The following is a 15,700-nucleotide window of genomic DNA, read 5'->3' on the forward strand; positions in this document are numbered from 1 at the left end:
GGCTCGGAGCCACACTTCCGCTTCAGGGCAATGATGAACTGCTCCGTGGTGCGCGAGGGGGGACTCGAACCCCCATACCCGTAAGGGCGCCAGGACCTAAACCTGGTGCGTATCCCAATTCCGCCACTCGCGCGTCACGGACACGATACGTCATGACCCGGACGGATCCGAGTTGAAGCGGAAGCGTCGCCTTCCGCCCCAGGTCGGCGTCTGGCTGTGGCAGTTGGGGCACAGGAAGCGAACGTTCTCAGGGCGGGAGTCGTGTGGATTTCCATCGACGTGGTCGACGTGGAAGATCAATGGATCCCCACACCAAACCGGGTCCATCCCGCATCCTTCACACTTGTGTTGCCGCCCGGACTCGAGCAGAGCGCGGCGCAAGCGTTTCGGCGCCTGGCGGTTCGATCCAACTGCCTTGAGCGTGAGTATTTCGGACCACTCGAGGCGATTTCGTGGTGGCTTCCCTTTTTGGGAGTCCCTACCTGTGAAATGCGACGTATCGATTCCAAGCCTCTTGATACGTCTGCTGATGTGCGTATGCGTGCCACCGTCGACTCTCAGACCGAAGTATCGGAGAACGCCGGCGACGCTTGCGGATGCCTGTACCGCTTCTTCGAGCATTTCCTTCGTGTACTTGACCGCCCTGCTCATATTGCCCCCTTGTCGAATGAATGTTCGAGCACCGCAAAACCTAGCGGGAGGGTCCGACACGTTCCGGCGGCGGTAACGCACGGCCGCGCTACGCCGTCAAGAGGTAACGATTCAATAACAATAAAACGTGAGGCCTCCTCGGGTTCATGGACGTCCACGCATCGGCGCAGCCTGGGCGAATTCGAGTTACCCGTCGGTCACTTTTCGTGACCGTGTGAGTGACATCACTGGTGGGGGGTTCGCGCGGCAATCCGGCAGGAACGAAACATGAGGAACTCCTCATGATTTTGTGCGAACCTTGGCGTGCCCGTAAGAGCAGAACACCAGTCCATGCAACACACCGGCGCGGGCAGCGCTGCAACACGAAATGCCTCGAGCAGGGGTGTTCAGGAGAGGAACCACACTCGTGACGATCGACGAGACCACACCAGGCGACAACGGACGGAACTCGAAGGCATCACGACGCGCCGGCCGGCGGGCGGCAATCGCCCCGAACGGTGCACTGGTCGACAAGCTTCTCGCGGGTGAGCCCTACGCGCTCGCCTTCGGCGGTCAGGGTGCGCCCTGGCTCAGTTCCCTCGAAGAGCTCAGCCGCGACAACGGCCTCGAGCCGGTCCTGACCGAACTGGTCAACGCTGCGGCCGCACACCTCGCTCCTGTTGCCGGCGACCTCATGGTCGTGCGCCCGGCCGGGTTCGACCCCATCGCATGGATTCTCGAGCAGGAGCTCGTGAACGACGAGGACGAGACTCCCGCAGCCGGCCCGTCCGAAGCGACCCTCACCTCCGCTGCGGTGTCCAAGCCCGGTGTCTTCCTCACCCAGATCGCTGCGCTGCGCGCACTCGCGAACCAGGGTCTCGACGTTGCAACCCACGCCCCGAGCGCCGTCATCGGCCACTCGCAGGGCGTTCTCGCCGTCGAGGCCGTTGCTGCCGGTGGCCGCAAGGACGCCGAGATCCTCGCAATCGCCCAGCTCATCGGTGCCGCTGCCTCGCTCGTCGGCCGTCGTCGCGGGCTGATCGCCGGTGCCGGTAAGTTCCCGATGCTCGCGGTGTCGGGTGTCGACGCGGAGCGTCTGAGCGCCATCGTCGCCGAGGTGTTCGAGGGCCAGGATCCCGAGCGCAGCGCCGTTGTCGCCATCCGCAACGGCCGTCGCCGCGTCGTACTGTCGGGCACGCCGGCCGCACTCGAGCGTGTGCAGCAGCGTTGCGAGCAGATCTCCGCGACCGAGACCCGTGAGCGTGACTCCAAGAAGCGTGGCGGCGCCGTGTTCGCGCCCGTCTTCGAGCCTGTTCCGGCCGAGGTCGGCTTCCACCACCCCGCCTTCGCGGACGCTGTCGAGCAGGTCGCAGACTGGGCGTCGCGCTGCGGTCTGGACGAGGCTCTGGCCCGCACGCTCGCGCAGGCAATCCTTGTCACCCCGGTCGACTGGGTCGAGCAGGTCGACGGCGCGGTCGCGTCCGGTGCGTCCTGGATTCTCGATCTGGGCCCGGGCGAGCTGCTCACCCGCCTCACCCAGTCCGGCCTGCGTGGTCAGGGCGTCGGAATCATCGCTGCCGCGACCCGCGGTGGCCAGCGCAACCTTCTGACCCCGGGCGCGGAGCCCGAGGTGCCGCAGCCGTGGTCGGAGTTCGCCCCGAAGCCGGTGGCGCTGCCCGACGGCCGCATCGGTGTCGAGACGTCCTTCACCCGTCTGACGGGTCGTTCGCCGATCCTGCTGGCAGGCATGACGCCGACTACCGTCGACCCGAAGATCGTCGCAGCGGCTGCGAATGCGGGTCACTGGGCCGAGCTCGCCGGCGGTGGCCAGGTCACCGAGCAGATCTTCGCCGACAACGTCGCAGAGCTGACGGAGCTTCTCGAGCCGGGCCGCGCCGCGCAGTTCAACTCGATGTTCCTCGACCCGTACCTGTGGAAGCTGCACGTGGGCGGAAAGCGTCTCGTGCCCAAGGCCCGTGCGGCGGGTGCGCCGTTCGACGGCGTCGTCGTCACCGCGGGTATCCCCGAGCTCGAGGAGGCCGTGCAGATCATCTCCGATCTGCGTGACGCCGGTATCGAGCACGTCGCATTCAAGCCGGGCACGGTCGCGCAGATCCGTTCGGTGATCCGCATTGCGAACGAGGTTCCGAGCTACCCGATCATCGCCCACATCGAGGGCGGCCGCGCCGGTGGCCACCACTCGTGGGAAGACCTGGACGACCTGCTCCTCGACACCTACGCCGAGCTGCGCACCCGCTCGAACCTGGTGCTGTGCGTCGGTGGCGGTATCGGTACGCCGGAGAAGGCCGCCGATTACCTGACGGGCCGCTGGTCGACCGAGTACGGTTTCCCGGCGATGCCGCTCGACGGCATCCTGGTCGGTACCGCCGCGATGGCGGCCCTCGAGGCCACCACGGCCCCCGAGGTCAAGCAGCTGCTCGTCGACACCCCCGGTACTCCCGACTGGGTCGGCGCGGGCACCGCGAACGGTGGCATGGCGTCGGGCCGCAGCCAGCTCGGTGCCGACATCCACGAGATCGACAACGCGGCGTCGCGCACGGGCCGTCTCCTCGACGAGGTCGCGGGCGACGCCGAGGCCGTGTCCGCGCGCCGCGACGAGATCGTCGCCGCACTCGACATCACCGCGAAGCCGTACTTCGGTGATGTTGCCGAGATGACCTACCTGCAGTGGCTGTCCCGCTACCTCGAGCTCGCCGTCGGTTCCGATTGCGCGACCGAGTTCGATTGCGGAAGCGACCTCGGTGACGTCGTCGCCGATGCGCATGTCAGCCCGTGGCTGGATGTGTCGTGGCGTGAGCGTTTCCGCGAGATGCTGCAGCGTGCCGAGGCCCGTCTGCACCCCGTGGACCGCGGTCCCATCCCGACACTGTTCGACGAGGATGCGGTGCTCGAGCGCCCGTACGCGGCTCTGAAGTCGCTCGCGGCGCAGTACACCGATGCCGGCGACGTCGTCCTGCACCCGGCGGACGTCCCGTTCTTCGTCTCCCTCTGCAAGACCCCCGGTAAGCCGGTGAACTTCGTGCCGGTGGTCGACCAGGACGTGCGTCGCTGGTGGCGTTCCGATTCGCTGTGGCAGGCGCACGATCCGCGCTACACCGCCGATCAGGTCTGCGTCATCCCCGGCACCGTCGCTGTCGCGGGCATCACCCGCGTCGACGAGCCGGTCGGTGAGCTGCTCGACCGTTTCGAGAAGGCCACGGTCGACGAGCTTGTCGAGTCCGGTGTCGAGCCCACCCCGGTGGTCGCTCGTCGTCACCGTGACGTCGCGAGCGGTGTGCACCGTGACGTCGCGAGCGGTCTGCTCGACGCTGTTCTGTCGTCGCCCGACGTCGCGTGGGCCGGCCGCCAGACCCGCAATCCCATCGATCGCCTCGGCGACCTCGACGAGTGGGCTCTCGAGTCGGAGACTGCCGCCGCGCACGCTCCCACCGGCGCGACCCTCACCGTCCTCGACGACGAGCACGTCGGCCTGCGGGTGCCCCTGACGGGTGACCGCGCCGTCGAGATCCGCATCACCGTGCCCGCGTCGGTCAGCACCGGTGGCGCACCGGTCATCACCGAGGCCGACGCCGACGCCGCCATGTCGGCGCTGCTCGGTGTGGCCGCCGGCCAGGATCTGCCCACCGTCAAGAAGGGCGCCGCGCGCATCACGCTCGGCTGGTTGCCGGAGAAGATCGCCGACCACGCCGGTATCACCGGCGCCGGTCTGCCCGAGAACCTGAGCCCGAGCATCAACGGTGTGCCCGATGTCCTCGTGGGTGCCTGCTGGCCGGCTGTGTTCGCCGCGCTGGGCGCTGCCCGCACCGACGAGAACCTGTCGGTCATCGAGGGCATGCTCGATCTCGTCCACCTCGACCACGCGATCGACGTGAAGAACGGTCTGTCCACGGATCCGTCGATCCTGGGTGTCAAGGCGCAGGTCGAGAGTGTCGCCGACGCCGATCTGGGTCGTGTCGTCGAGGTCCACGTGACCATCTCCGCCGACAGCGGTGACGGTTCGGGCGACAACACGGTCGCGACCCTGATCGAGCGTTTCGCGATCCGCGGCCGCAGCGGCACCGCCGAGTTGGCCGATCCGGTCCGCGCTGGTGGTTCGCTGAGTGACGACGTCATCGAGACCCCGCGTCGCCGTCGCCGTGATGCCGTGATCGTCGCCCCGACCGACATGAGCGCGTTTGCTCGCGTGTCGGGCGACCACAACCCGATCCACACGTCCGACAACGCTGCGCTGCTGGCAGGTCTGGGTAGCCCGATCGTCCACGGCATGTGGCTGTCGGCCGCGGCGCAGCAGGTGGTTGCGGCCATCGAGACCGACGCGAAGCTGCCGGTCCGCCGGATCACCGCGTGGACCACGCGCTTCCTCGGCATGGTTCGTCCCGGCGCGAAGATCGACGTGCGCGTCGACCGCATCGCAGCCGATCGCGGCGCCGAGATCGTCGAGGTGGGCTGCCGCGTCGACGGTGACCTGGTCATGGTCGCGACGGGCCGTATCGCCGCCCCGAAGACCATCTATGCGTTCCCGGGCCAGGGGATCCAGCGCCCCGGCATGGGTCTGGACGCCCGTGCCCGCAGCAAGGCTGCCCGCGAGATCTGGGAGCGCGCCGACAAGCACACCCGCGAGGCGCTCGGCTTCTCGATCCTCGCTGTGGTGCGCGACAACCCGACGGTCCTCAAGGCCCGCGGTGTCACCCACAAGCATCCGGACGGTGTCCTGCACCTGACCCAGTTCACCCAGGTGGCGATGGCGACGCTCGGTGTCGCGCAGATCGCGGAACTCCGCGAGGCCGGTGCGTTCGTCGAGGGTTCGCTGCTGGCCGGTCACTCGGTCGGTGAGTACAACGCTCTTGCCGCGGTCGCCGGTGTGCTCCCGCTCGAGGCGGTCCTCGAGGTCGTCTTCCAGCGTGGCTCGGCGATGCACGCACTCGTGCCGCGTGACGAGCAGGGCCGCTCGAACTTCCGTATGGCCGCGATCCGGCCGTCGCAGTTCGGTGTCGCGGACGAGGACCTGCAGGACTTCATCGCCGAGGTCGCTGCCGAGGCCGACGAGTTCCTGGAGATCGTCAACCTGAATCTGCGCGGTTCGCAGTACGCGATCGCCGGCACGGTGGCGGGCCTCGAAGCTCTCGAGACCGTCATCGAGCGCAAGGTTGCCGAGTTCGGCGGCAAGCGCGCATTCATTCTGGTTCCGGGCATCGATGTGCCGTTCCACTCGACCGTCCTGCGCGGCGGCGTGGACGACTTCCGCGAGCGGCTGCTGAATCTGCTGCCCGAGGAGATCGATCCGAACATCCTCATCGGCCGTTACATCCCGAACCTGGTACCCAAGCCGTTCAACCTGGGTCGTGAGTTCATCCAGGAGATCGCCGATCTGGTGCCGTCGCAGCCCCTCGTCGATGTCCTCGCGGATTTCGATGCGTGGGCCGCGAAGCCGGTCGCGCTGACCCGCGTGGTGCTCGCGGAGCTTCTCGCGTGGCAGTTCGCGTCGCCGGTCCGCTGGATCGAGACGCAGGACCTGCTGTTCGCCGACGAGGCAGACGGCGGTCTGGGTGTGGAGCGCTTCGTCGAGGTCGGCCTCGGTGCCGCCCCGACCGTCGCGAACCTCGCGTCGCAGACCCTCAAGCTGCCGGGTCGTTTCGGTCAGCCGGTCGAGGTGCTGAACATCGAGCGTGAAGCGTCGGTCGTGTACTCGACCGATGTGGATCCGGCTCCTGTCGAGGACGACGAGCCCGCGGCTCCGACCGCCGAAGCAGCTCCGGCTGCCGCTGCGGTTCCGGTTGCTGCTCCGGCAGCACCGACCGGTGGCCCGACCCCGGATGACATCGCATTCAAGGCAGCCGACGCCACGAAGGTGCTCATTGCGCTGTGGACGAAGCTGCGTCCCGATCAGATCGGCCCTGCCGACACGATCGAGGCACTGTGCGACGGTGTGTCGTCGCGTCGTAACCAGCTGCTCGTCGACCTCGGTTCCGAGCTGTCGCTCGGCGCGATCGACGGTGCCGCCGACGCCGACATGGGTGCGCTGGCAGGCACGGTCGACCGTTTGGCCCGCACCTACCGCCCATTCGGCCCGGTGCTGTCCGAGTCGATCAACGACCACCTGCGCAAGGTGTTCGGGCCGTCGGGCAAGCGCCCCGGCTACGTCGCGGACCGTGTCACCAAGGTGTGGGGTCTGGGCGAAGGCTGGACCCAGCACGTGACGGCCGAGGTGGCTCTCGGCAGCCGCGACGGATCGTCCATCCGCGGCGGCGACCTGGGGGGCCTGTCGCAGGGCGCTCTCGGCGATACCGCCGCGGTCGACACTCTCATCGATGCCGCTGTGCAGTCGGTCGGTTCGCGTCGCGGAATCACTGTGTCGATGCCGTCCGCCGGTGGCGGCGGGGGAGCAACGGTCGATGCTGCGGCTCTCGGTGAGTTCACCGAGCAGATCACCGGCCGCGACGGTGTGCTCGCCAGCGCCGCTCGCCTGGTACTCGAGCAGCTGGGCCTGAACGAGCAGGTGTCCGGGTTTGCGGACAAGGCCGACGACGAGCTCGTCGACCTCGTCTCGGCGGAACTCGGGTCCGATTGGCCGCGTCTGGTCGCTCCGGCGTTCGACGCACGCAAGGCCGTGTTGATCGACGATCGCTGGGCCACGGCACGTGAGGATCTGGCTCGTCTGTGGCTCGCCGAGCCGGCCGACGTGATCGAGGTCGAGCGGTTCGAGGGTGCCGGCCGCACGGTCGCCGCGCACGCTGCCTTCTGGAAGACGAAGGCCGCCGACTCCGGTCGCACTGTGCTCGCCGAGACCTACGGCCGTATCGCGGCAGCCGCCGAGAACACCGGCGACGCCGAGTACGCCGGCGAGGTCGCCGTGGTCACGGGTGCCAGCAAGGGTGGTATCGGTGCCGCGGTCGCGGGCAAGCTGCTGGCGGGCGGAGCGACGGTGGTCGTCACGACCTCACGTCTCGATTCGAAGCGTGTCGGGTTCTACAAGGATCTGTATGCGAGCCACGCTCGCGCTGGTGCGGCCCTGTGGGTTGTGCCCGCGAACATGGCGTCCTACTCCGATGTCGATGCGCTCATCGAGTGGCTCGGCACCGAGACCGTGGAGAACGCGGGCGGCGCGAAGAAGCTCATCAAGGATGCGCTGACCCCGACGCTGCTGTTCCCGTTCGCTGCGCCCCGCGTGGTCGGGTCGCTCGCCGACGCCGGTGCTCGCGCCGAGATGGAGATGCGTGTTCTGCTCTGGTCGGTCGAGCGGCTGATCGCCGGCCTGTCCGGCATCGGTGCAGACAACGACGTCGATACGCACCTCCACGTCGTGCTTCCGGGCTCGCCCAACCGCGGCAAGTTCGGCGGCGACGGCGCATACGGCGAGGCGAAGGCCGCGCTCGACGCGATCATCAACCGCTGGAGTGCCGAGCGTGTATGGGCCGAGCGCGTCACGCTTGCGCACGCCCTGATCGGCTGGGTGCGCGGCACCGGGCTGATGGGCGGCAATGACCCGCTGGTCGAGGCCGTCGAGGCTGCCGGTGTGCGTACGTGGTCGACGCCCGAGATGGCAACCGAGCTGCTGAAGCTGGTCGGACCGGAGGCCAAGCGCCTCGCGAAGGACGCCCCGCTGGTCGCGGACCTGACCGGTGGACTCTCCGAGGTGGACGTCGATCTGCCTGCCCTCGCGAAGCAGGCCCAGGATGCGGCCGATGCCGCGGACGAGCAGGACGAGGACGACTCCGCGACCATTGCGGCGCTGCCCGCGGCTCCGCGTCTCGACGCGATCCCGACTCCCGAGTGGAGCCAGGTCACCGCGGATCCGGCAGACCTCGTGGTCATCGTCGGTGCCGGCGAGCTCGGCCCGTACGGTTCGTCGCGTACCCGCTTCGAGATGGAGGTCGACGAAGAACTGTCGGCTGCCGGTGTGCTCGAACTGGCGTGGGTGACGGGTCTGGTCGAGTGGGAGAACGAACCCAAGCCCGGCTTCTACGACGTCGAGTCCGGTGAACTGGTGCCCGAGTCGGAGATCGCCGACCGGTACCACGATGCAGTGGTCGAGCGCTGCGGCATCCGCCGCTACGCCGACGACGGCGCGATGGTCGACAACACGGCCCCGCTGATGACCTCGGTGTTCCTCGACAAGGATCTGTCCTTCGTGGTCGGGTCCGAGGCAGAGGCACGCGCGTTCGTCGACTCCGATCCGGAGAACACGGTCGCGGCGGTCGACGCCGAATCCGGCGACTGGACGGTCACCCGCAAGGCGGGCACCGAGATCCGCGTGCCGCGCAAGGTGAAGCTGACTCGCACGGTCGGTGGCCAGATCCCGACCGGGTTCGATGTCACCCGCTGGGGCATCCCCGCCGATATGGCGGACGCGGTGGACCGGGTGGGCCTGTGGAACATCGTGTCCACGGTCGACGCGTTCCTCACCGGTGGCTTCACTCCGTCGGAGTTGCTGCGCTGGGTGCACCCGTCGATGGTGGCGAACACGCAGGGCACCGGCATGGGCGGCATGACCTCGATGAGGTCGCTGTACATCGACACGCTGCTCGGCGAGAACCGCGCGAACGACATCCTGCAGGAAGCCCTGCCGAACGTCATCGCAGCGCACGTCGTCCAGTCGTATGTCGGTGGTTACGGTGCGATGGTGCACCCGGTCGCGGCGTGCGCCACGGCTGCGGTGTCGGTCGAAGAGGGCGTCGACAAGATCAAGCTGGGCAAGGCGGATCTGGTTGTCGCCGGTGGCTTCGACGATCTCGGTATCGAGGGCATCGTCGGGTTCGGCGACATGTCGGCCACCGCGAAGTCGGACGAGATGACCGCCAAGGGCATCGACGATCGCCGCTTCTCGCGGGCCAACGATCGCCGTCGCGGCGGGTTCGTCGAGTCGGCCGGTGGCGGCACCATCCTGCTGGCGCGCGGTGACCTCGCGCTGGAGATGGGTCTTCCGGTCCTCGGGGTCGTGGCATACGCCAGTTCCTTCGCGGACGGAGTCCACACTTCGATCCCGGCACCCGGTATCGGTGCGCTCGGTGCGGGCCGCGGCGGACGTGAGTCGGCTCTGGCGAAGGAACTGCGCAAGCTCGGTGTCACTGCCGACGACATCGCGGTGGTCTCCAAGCACGACACGTCGACCGCTGCGAACGACCCGAACGAGTCGGAACTGCACGAGCGTCTGGCCGGGTCGTTGGGCCGCAGCGAGGGCAACCCGCTGTTCGTGGTGTCGCAGAAGTCGCTGACCGGCCACGCCAAGGGTGGCGCAGCCGCCTTCCAGCTGGTCGGCCTGTGCCAGGTGCTCAGCGAGGGTGTCGTGCCGCCGAACCGCAGCCTCGACTGCGTCGACGAGAAGATGGCCGAGTACGAGCACCTCGTGTGGGCGCGCACGCCGATCCGTTTCGGTGAGCGGTACGCGCTGAAGGCAGGCCTGCTGACCAGCCTCGGCTTCGGTCACGTCTCCGGTCTGATCGCGGTGGTGCACCCGCAGGCGTTCGTCGAGTCGCTGCCTGCCGATCGTCGTGAGGCGTACCTCGAGCAGGCTGCGGCACGCACGGTTTCGGGTAAGCGGCGTCTGGCGTCGGCGATGACCGGTGGCGCCGCACTGTACGAGCGTCCCGCGGATCGTCGCTTCGGCGGCGACTCGGTTCCGGCCGCGGCCGCACGTCAGCTCGAAGCGGATGTGCTGCTCACCGACGACGCGCGTCTCGGCGACGGCGATGTGTACCGCTCGGGTCTGCCCGGCTGCAAGTAGGTCGTGGAACCGAGTAGACGAGGGAACACGGCAAAGTGATGGGAGTTGCGGGTATCGGGTTCGACCTCGTGTCGGTGCCCGAGTTCGCAGAGCAGTTGCGCCGACCGGGCACGACGATGCTGGCGAACTTCACACCGGGTGAGCGTCGTGACGCCAATACCCGCAGCTCTGATCCTGCTCGGCACTTCGCCGCCCGCTGGGCGGCGAAGGAGGCCGTGATCAAGGCGTGGTCGGCGTCGTTGTTCGGGAGCCCACCGGTGCTGCCGGAGACGATCCACCAGCAGATCGAGGTGGTGGCCGATGCGTGGGGCCGGCCGAGTATCCGGCTCCATCGTGAGGTCGCCGAGCATCTGGGTGGCCGACGGATTCATGTGTCGCTGACCCATGACGGCGATATGGCCGGCGCGTTCGTGGTTCTGGAGAACGCCGCACAGGAGATGTCGTCCGGGGAGGACGACGGGTAACACGGGGAAGTACACGAGAATCAGGCCGAGGGAGCAGACGCTTCCTCGGCCTGGTTCGTTTCGGAACCGCCGCGGTCGGACACAGCGGCGCGTGCGCGTTCGGAATCCTCGCGTCGCTTCTGGCGTTTCGCCTGGGATCGTGAGTCCTGTTCGGCGACCTGCAGATACGCGACCATGATCCGTTTGAGTTCGGCGACGGCCTCAGCGTGGGTCTGATCGTCCTGTACCGAGAAGTTCAACATCGAATACACGATGTGGACGAGCACCTCGGCCATGAGTTTGCGGCGCGCCCGCGGAGTGTCCGGGGTGAGCGGCGCCAGCATTCGCGCGACCTGTTCGGCGAATTCCTTCTCGTGGATCGCGCCGGTGGCACGCGTCGACGGGGTGGACTGCATCGCAAGCCACACCTCGCGCCGTGACGGATCGGTGGTCCACAGACCCGCCATGTGGTCGACGAAGTTGTTGAGGAACCGCAGCCAGTCGACCGACGGGATCCTGCCGTTGAACGTGGCGAGTTCGTTCTGGACGCCGACGAGGTCCTGGCGATTCAGTTCGCAGACGATCACATACTTGTTGGCGAAGAACTGGTAGAGCGTGCCGATGGGCACGTCCGCGCGGGACGCGACCTCTTCACACGTGAACGATTCGAATCCGACCTCGGTGAGCAGGTCGCGGGAGGCTGCCAGCAGCGCGTCGAACTTGCGCCGGCTGCGTTCCTGCGTCGGACGTCGTCGGGGCACGAGTTCCTGCGGCTCCGCCTGGACCTCGAGTGCGGGGTCGATCCGTTGCGGGGCACGGCGGCCGTTCGTTGCTGACTCCACGCGCCCAGGCTAGCGGCACTGTGTGCGAAAGCCGAACATGAGTGTGAAAGTGGGTGTCACCAAACGGAGATCCGAGGTGTACCGCGACGGGTTCACCGTGCGGTTCGACGACGGAACAGGGCCGTTGCCGCGACCAGCCCGATGGCGGTGAACACCACGCACCAGCCCACCGCGATGACTGCGGAGTCACCGACCGGGGTGCCGGTGAGCAGGCCGCGCACCGTTTCGATGACCGGCGTCACCGGTTGGTGTTCGGCGAATCCGCGCAGCCATGCCGGCATCGTCTCCGGTGGCACGAATGCGCTGCTCACATACGGAAGGAACAGCAGGAAGAACGTGAAGCCGCTTGCGGCCTCCTCATTTCCGGCGAGCATGCCCAGCGCCGCCGAGATCGCAGAGATCGCGAGGACGAACAGCGCGATGATCCCGGCGGCCGCGACCCATTCGACGAGGGTGGCGTCGGGCCGGAACCCCATAAGTGCGGCGACCACGAACACCACGACGGTGCTGGCAAGATTGCGGGCCAGGCTTGCGACGACGTGGCCGGTGAGGACGGCGGAGCGTGCGATGGGCATGGATCGGAACCGGTCGACGATGCCGCGCTGCATGTCCGATGCCACGGCGACGGCGGTCTGTGCGGCACCGAACGATGCGGACAGCAGCACGATGCCGGGGACGACGTAGTTGAGATAGTCGGTGCCCGTGTCGATGGCGCCGCCGAACACGTAGACGAAGAGCACGAGTAGAAGGACCGGGAGCGCGAGACCCATCAGCAGCGCGTCGGGGCTGCGAAGCATGCGTCTCAGGTTTCTTCCGGTTACTGCCGCATAGTCGCGGGGTACGTAGCCGAGCGGGTGAGTGAGAGTTCCGGGGAGTGTCACGGCGAGACCTTCTTTCGATCGCTCGTGCCGGTGAGAGTGAGGAAGACGTCGTCGAGCGTGGGGGAGTGCAGACCGAACTTCTCGACCGGTACGCCTTCGTCGGCGAGGCGGTTGAGCAGCGCGGTGATGTGGGGGAGATCGCCGTCGGTGGGGACTTCGAGCGTGAGAGTGGCGTGATCGCTGTCGCCGTCGAGGACAGCCGCGGCGCGGGCGAGATCGGGTTCGGTGGCGAAGCGCAACTCCAGGTGCCCGCCGGGTACGAGTGACTTGAGTTCGTCGGGAGAACCTTCGGCGACGATGCGCCCGGCGTCGAGGACCGCGACCCGATCGGCGAGGCGGTCGGCCTCCTCGAGGTATTGCGTGGTGAGGAAGACGGTGACGCCGTCGGCGGCGAGTTCGCGGATCACTTCCCACATGACGAGGCGGCTGCGGGGATCGAGGCCGGTGGTGGGTTCGTCGAGGAACAACACGCGCGGCGAGGCGACCAGGCTCATCGCGATGTCGAGGCGGCGGGTTGTGCCTCCCGAGTAGGTGCCGGCCCGCCGGTCGGCGACGTGTCCGAGATCGAAACGCTCGATCAGATCGCGGACGCGGCTGTCGATCGTCGCCGACGGAAGATGGGCTAGTCGCGCGGCGAGGCGCAGGTTCTCGGTTCCCGTCAGAACGTCGTCGATCGCGGCGTACTGGCCGGTGAGCGCGATGCGTTCGCGGACCGTGCGGGCGTGGGCGGGGAGTGCGAGACCCGCGACTTCGACGGTGCCGGAGTCGTACGGGAGCAGTGTCGTGAGGATGCGCACGGTCGTGGATTTCCCGGCGCCGTTCGCGCCGAGGAGGGCGAAGACGGATCCGGTATCGACCCGTAGGTCGATGCCGTCGAGCACGGTCGTCGAGCCGAACGCTTTGCGCAGCGTTCGCACGTGGAGGGCTGGAGGAGGAGAGGACATGTCACCGTCCTTAACTGTGTATGCCATATATGTACGTGTATAGCGTACACAGTTTTAGGATGACGGCAAGACCCCGACAGACGGAGAAGTATGAGTAGTTCCGCGCCCGACGACGAGCTGCCGCGCAATGTGCAGCTGGCATGGGGATTGAGCGACCCCGGCACCAGGGGCCCACGTCGGGGTCTCACGCTCGACCAGGTTCTCGACGCCGCGATCACGGTGGCGAACGCCGACGGGTTCGACGCCCTCTCGATGAGCCGGGTCGCGAAGGAGCTCGGCTTCACCACGATGTCGCTCTACCGCTATGTCGACAGCAAGGATCAGCTCGTCGAACTCGCCTGGGATCGCGCACTCGGACTGCCTCCCGAGATGCCCTCCGAGGGCACCTGGCGGCAGCGACTCGACATCTGGGCGACCGCTGAGTATCGCGGACTGCGCGCGTACAAATGGTTGACCGAGCATCCGATCCGGACAGCGCCGTACTGGCCCAACAACATGCGCTGGCTCGATGCGGGTCTCGGCGCCCTCTCCGACACCTCTCTCGACGAGGAGGTGAAAGTCCAAATTACGATGACGATCTCGCTGTATGTCATCAGCCGCGCACGGTTCTCCTGGGAACTCGAGTCCGCCGTCGGGGACGACCGACTCGACTACCCCTCGGTGTTGCCTCGCATCCTCGACCCGGAGAAATACAGGTTTGTCCTCGCCGCGGTCGCCGCCGGTGCATTCGATTCCGACGAGGACGAGACCGACGACCCCGCGGCGTGGCACGAACAGGATTTCCGATTCGGACTCGAGCGGCTGCTCGACGGAATCGACGTACTCATCCGACGCGCGAAGGAAGACCGATGACCGAATTCGTCCAGCGCATGCGCGACCGCGTCAGTGCAGCGATGCCTGCCGCACGCACCGAGCTCGCGACCATGGTCGCCTTCCGGTCGGTCGCCGACCCGCGACAGTTCCCCGCCGACGAATGTGTCGGAGCCGCGACCTGGGTGCGCGACGCATTCGCCGCAGCCGGAATCGCGGAGGTCGAACTCATCGAGACCTCCGACGGCTCGCTCGCCGTCGTCGGGCACAGCCCGGCCCCTCCCGGAGCACCCACCGTCCTGCTCTACAGCCACTACGACGTGCAACCACCGGGGAACGAAGACCTCTGGAACAGCCCGCCGTTCACGCTCACCGAACGTGACGGCCGCTGGTACGGACGCGGCGCCGCCGACTGCAAGGGCAACATCGTGATGCACCTGCTCGCGTTGCGCGCGGTCCTCGAAGACGGACCGTTACCGGTGGGTGTGCGGATCGTCATCGAAGGATCGGAGGAGATGGGCGGCGAGGGCCTCGACCACCTCGTCGCCGAGCGCCCCGAGCTGTTCCACGCCGACCTCATCATCATCGGCGACAGCGGCAACACCGAGGTGGGAAAACCCACTCTCACCACAACACTGCGCGGCATCGCGAACGTCGACATCCACCTCGAAACGCTGAAGGGCGAAGTACATTCCGGCATGTACGGCGGGGGAGCGCCCGACGCGCTCGCCGCCCTCGTACATCTGCTCGGCACCTTGCGCGACGCCGACGGAAACACGATCGTCGACGGTCTCGACGCCACCGCGACGTGGGACGGCGTGCCGTATCCCGAGGACAGATTCCGTGCCGACGCCGGTGTCCTCGACGGGGTCGCGTTGCCGACCTCCGGCGCGATCGCCGACGCCGTCTGGGCCCGACCCGCCGTCACCGTGCTCGGAATCGATGCACCTCCGGTCGTCGGCTCGGCCGCCGCGATCGTGCCGCGCGCGTCGGCACGCCTGAACCTGCGAGTGCCGCCCGGGGTCGACGCGACCGCCGCGCAGGATGCGCTCGTCGCGCACCTCGAGGCGCGTGTGCCGTGGGGTGCCCACCTGCGGATCGAGCGGGAGGCCGTCGGTGAACCGTTCCGCGCCGTGACCGACGGCCCCGGCTACACCGCGTTGCGCTCCGCGCTCGAAGTCGCGTACGGACGTGAGGTGGGCACCGCCGGCCAGGGCGGGTCGATCCCGCTGTGCACCGCACTCCAGCGTGCGGTGCCGTCGGCGGAGATCGCGCTGATCGGAGTGGAGGAACCCCGCTGCGTCATCCACGCACCGAACGAGAGTGTCGATCCGTCCGAGATCGAGAACCTCGCGGTCGCGGAAGCTGTATTGCTGAGTACTCTGGGTCGCTGAGCTCCCTGGCCGGC

The 15,700-nt window shown here is 67.7% G+C and carries 7 protein-coding genes and 1 tRNA gene; 4 read left to right on the forward strand and 4 right to left on the reverse strand.

Translation table 11 applies throughout. The features are described 5' to 3' along the window. Positions 1-46: 46 nt before the first annotated feature. A tRNA-Leu gene (locus ACFWB0_RS22930) sits at positions 47-133 on the reverse strand. A 924-nt stretch (positions 134-1,057) separates the two neighbouring features. Here ACFWB0_RS22930 and ACFWB0_RS22935 point away from each other — a divergent pair. Continuing rightward, on the forward strand, positions 1,058-10,372 hold the full coding sequence (locus tag ACFWB0_RS22935) for a fatty acid synthase subunit beta domain-containing protein (protein WP_378492699.1): 9,315 nt from the start codon (positions 1,058-1,060) through the stop codon (positions 10,370-10,372). A gap of 38 nt (positions 10,373-10,410) precedes the next feature. Then, a complete protein-coding gene (locus ACFWB0_RS22940; protein WP_378492715.1) occupies positions 10,411-10,836 on the forward strand; it encodes a holo-ACP synthase in 426 nt (141 codons plus the stop codon). A gap of 20 nt (positions 10,837-10,856) precedes the next feature. Here the strand turns inward: ACFWB0_RS22940 and ACFWB0_RS22945 are convergent, their stop codons facing one another. The 3 genes from ACFWB0_RS22945 to ACFWB0_RS22955 form a co-directional block, all read right to left on the reverse strand. Beyond that, positions 10,857-11,657, reverse strand: a complete 801-nt coding sequence (locus ACFWB0_RS22945; protein ID WP_378492700.1) for a TetR/AcrR family transcriptional regulator — start codon at positions 11,655-11,657, stop codon at positions 10,857-10,859. 92 nt (positions 11,658-11,749) lie between these two features. After that, entirely contained in the window at positions 11,750-12,538 is a 789-nt protein-coding gene (locus ACFWB0_RS22950; protein WP_378492701.1) for an ABC transporter permease, read from the reverse strand. After that, positions 12,535-13,482 carry an ATP-binding cassette domain-containing protein gene (locus ACFWB0_RS22955; protein WP_378492702.1) on the reverse strand — a complete coding sequence of 316 codons (948 nt, stop codon included), beginning with the start codon at positions 13,480-13,482 and terminating at the stop codon, positions 12,535-12,537. The genes ACFWB0_RS22950 and ACFWB0_RS22955 overlap by 4 nt, the downstream gene beginning before the upstream one ends. Before the next feature lie 90 nt (positions 13,483-13,572). Between ACFWB0_RS22955 and ACFWB0_RS22960 the strand changes: the two genes are divergently transcribed. Beyond that, positions 13,573-14,334, forward strand: a complete 762-nt coding sequence (locus ACFWB0_RS22960) for a TetR/AcrR family transcriptional regulator (RefSeq protein ID WP_378492703.1) — start codon at positions 13,573-13,575, stop codon at positions 14,332-14,334. After that, complete coding sequence (locus tag ACFWB0_RS22965) at positions 14,331-15,686, forward strand: dipeptidase (RefSeq protein ID WP_378492704.1); 1,356 nt, start codon at positions 14,331-14,333, stop codon at positions 15,684-15,686. Before ACFWB0_RS22960 ends, ACFWB0_RS22965 begins: the two co-directional genes overlap by 4 nt. Positions 15,687-15,700: the final 14 nt, after the last annotated feature.

It is taken from the genome of Rhodococcus sp. NPDC060086 (assembly GCF_042730275.1).
Lineage (GTDB): Bacteria > Actinomycetota > Actinomycetes > Mycobacteriales > Mycobacteriaceae > Rhodococcus.

Coding starts and splice junctions, on each gene's coding strand:
- ACFWB0_RS22960 (WP_378492703.1), top strand. CDS start 13,573: ATGAGTAGTTCCGCGCCCGACGACGAGCTGCCGCGCAATGTGCAGCTG.
- ACFWB0_RS22955 (WP_378492702.1), bottom strand. CDS start 13,482: ATGTCCTCTCCTCCTCCAGCCCTCCACGTGCGAACGCTGCGCAAAGCG.
- ACFWB0_RS22965 (WP_378492704.1), top strand. CDS start 14,331: ATGACCGAATTCGTCCAGCGCATGCGCGACCGCGTCAGTGCAGCGATG.
- ACFWB0_RS22940 (WP_378492715.1), top strand. CDS start 10,411: ATGGGAGTTGCGGGTATCGGGTTCGACCTCGTGTCGGTGCCCGAGTTC.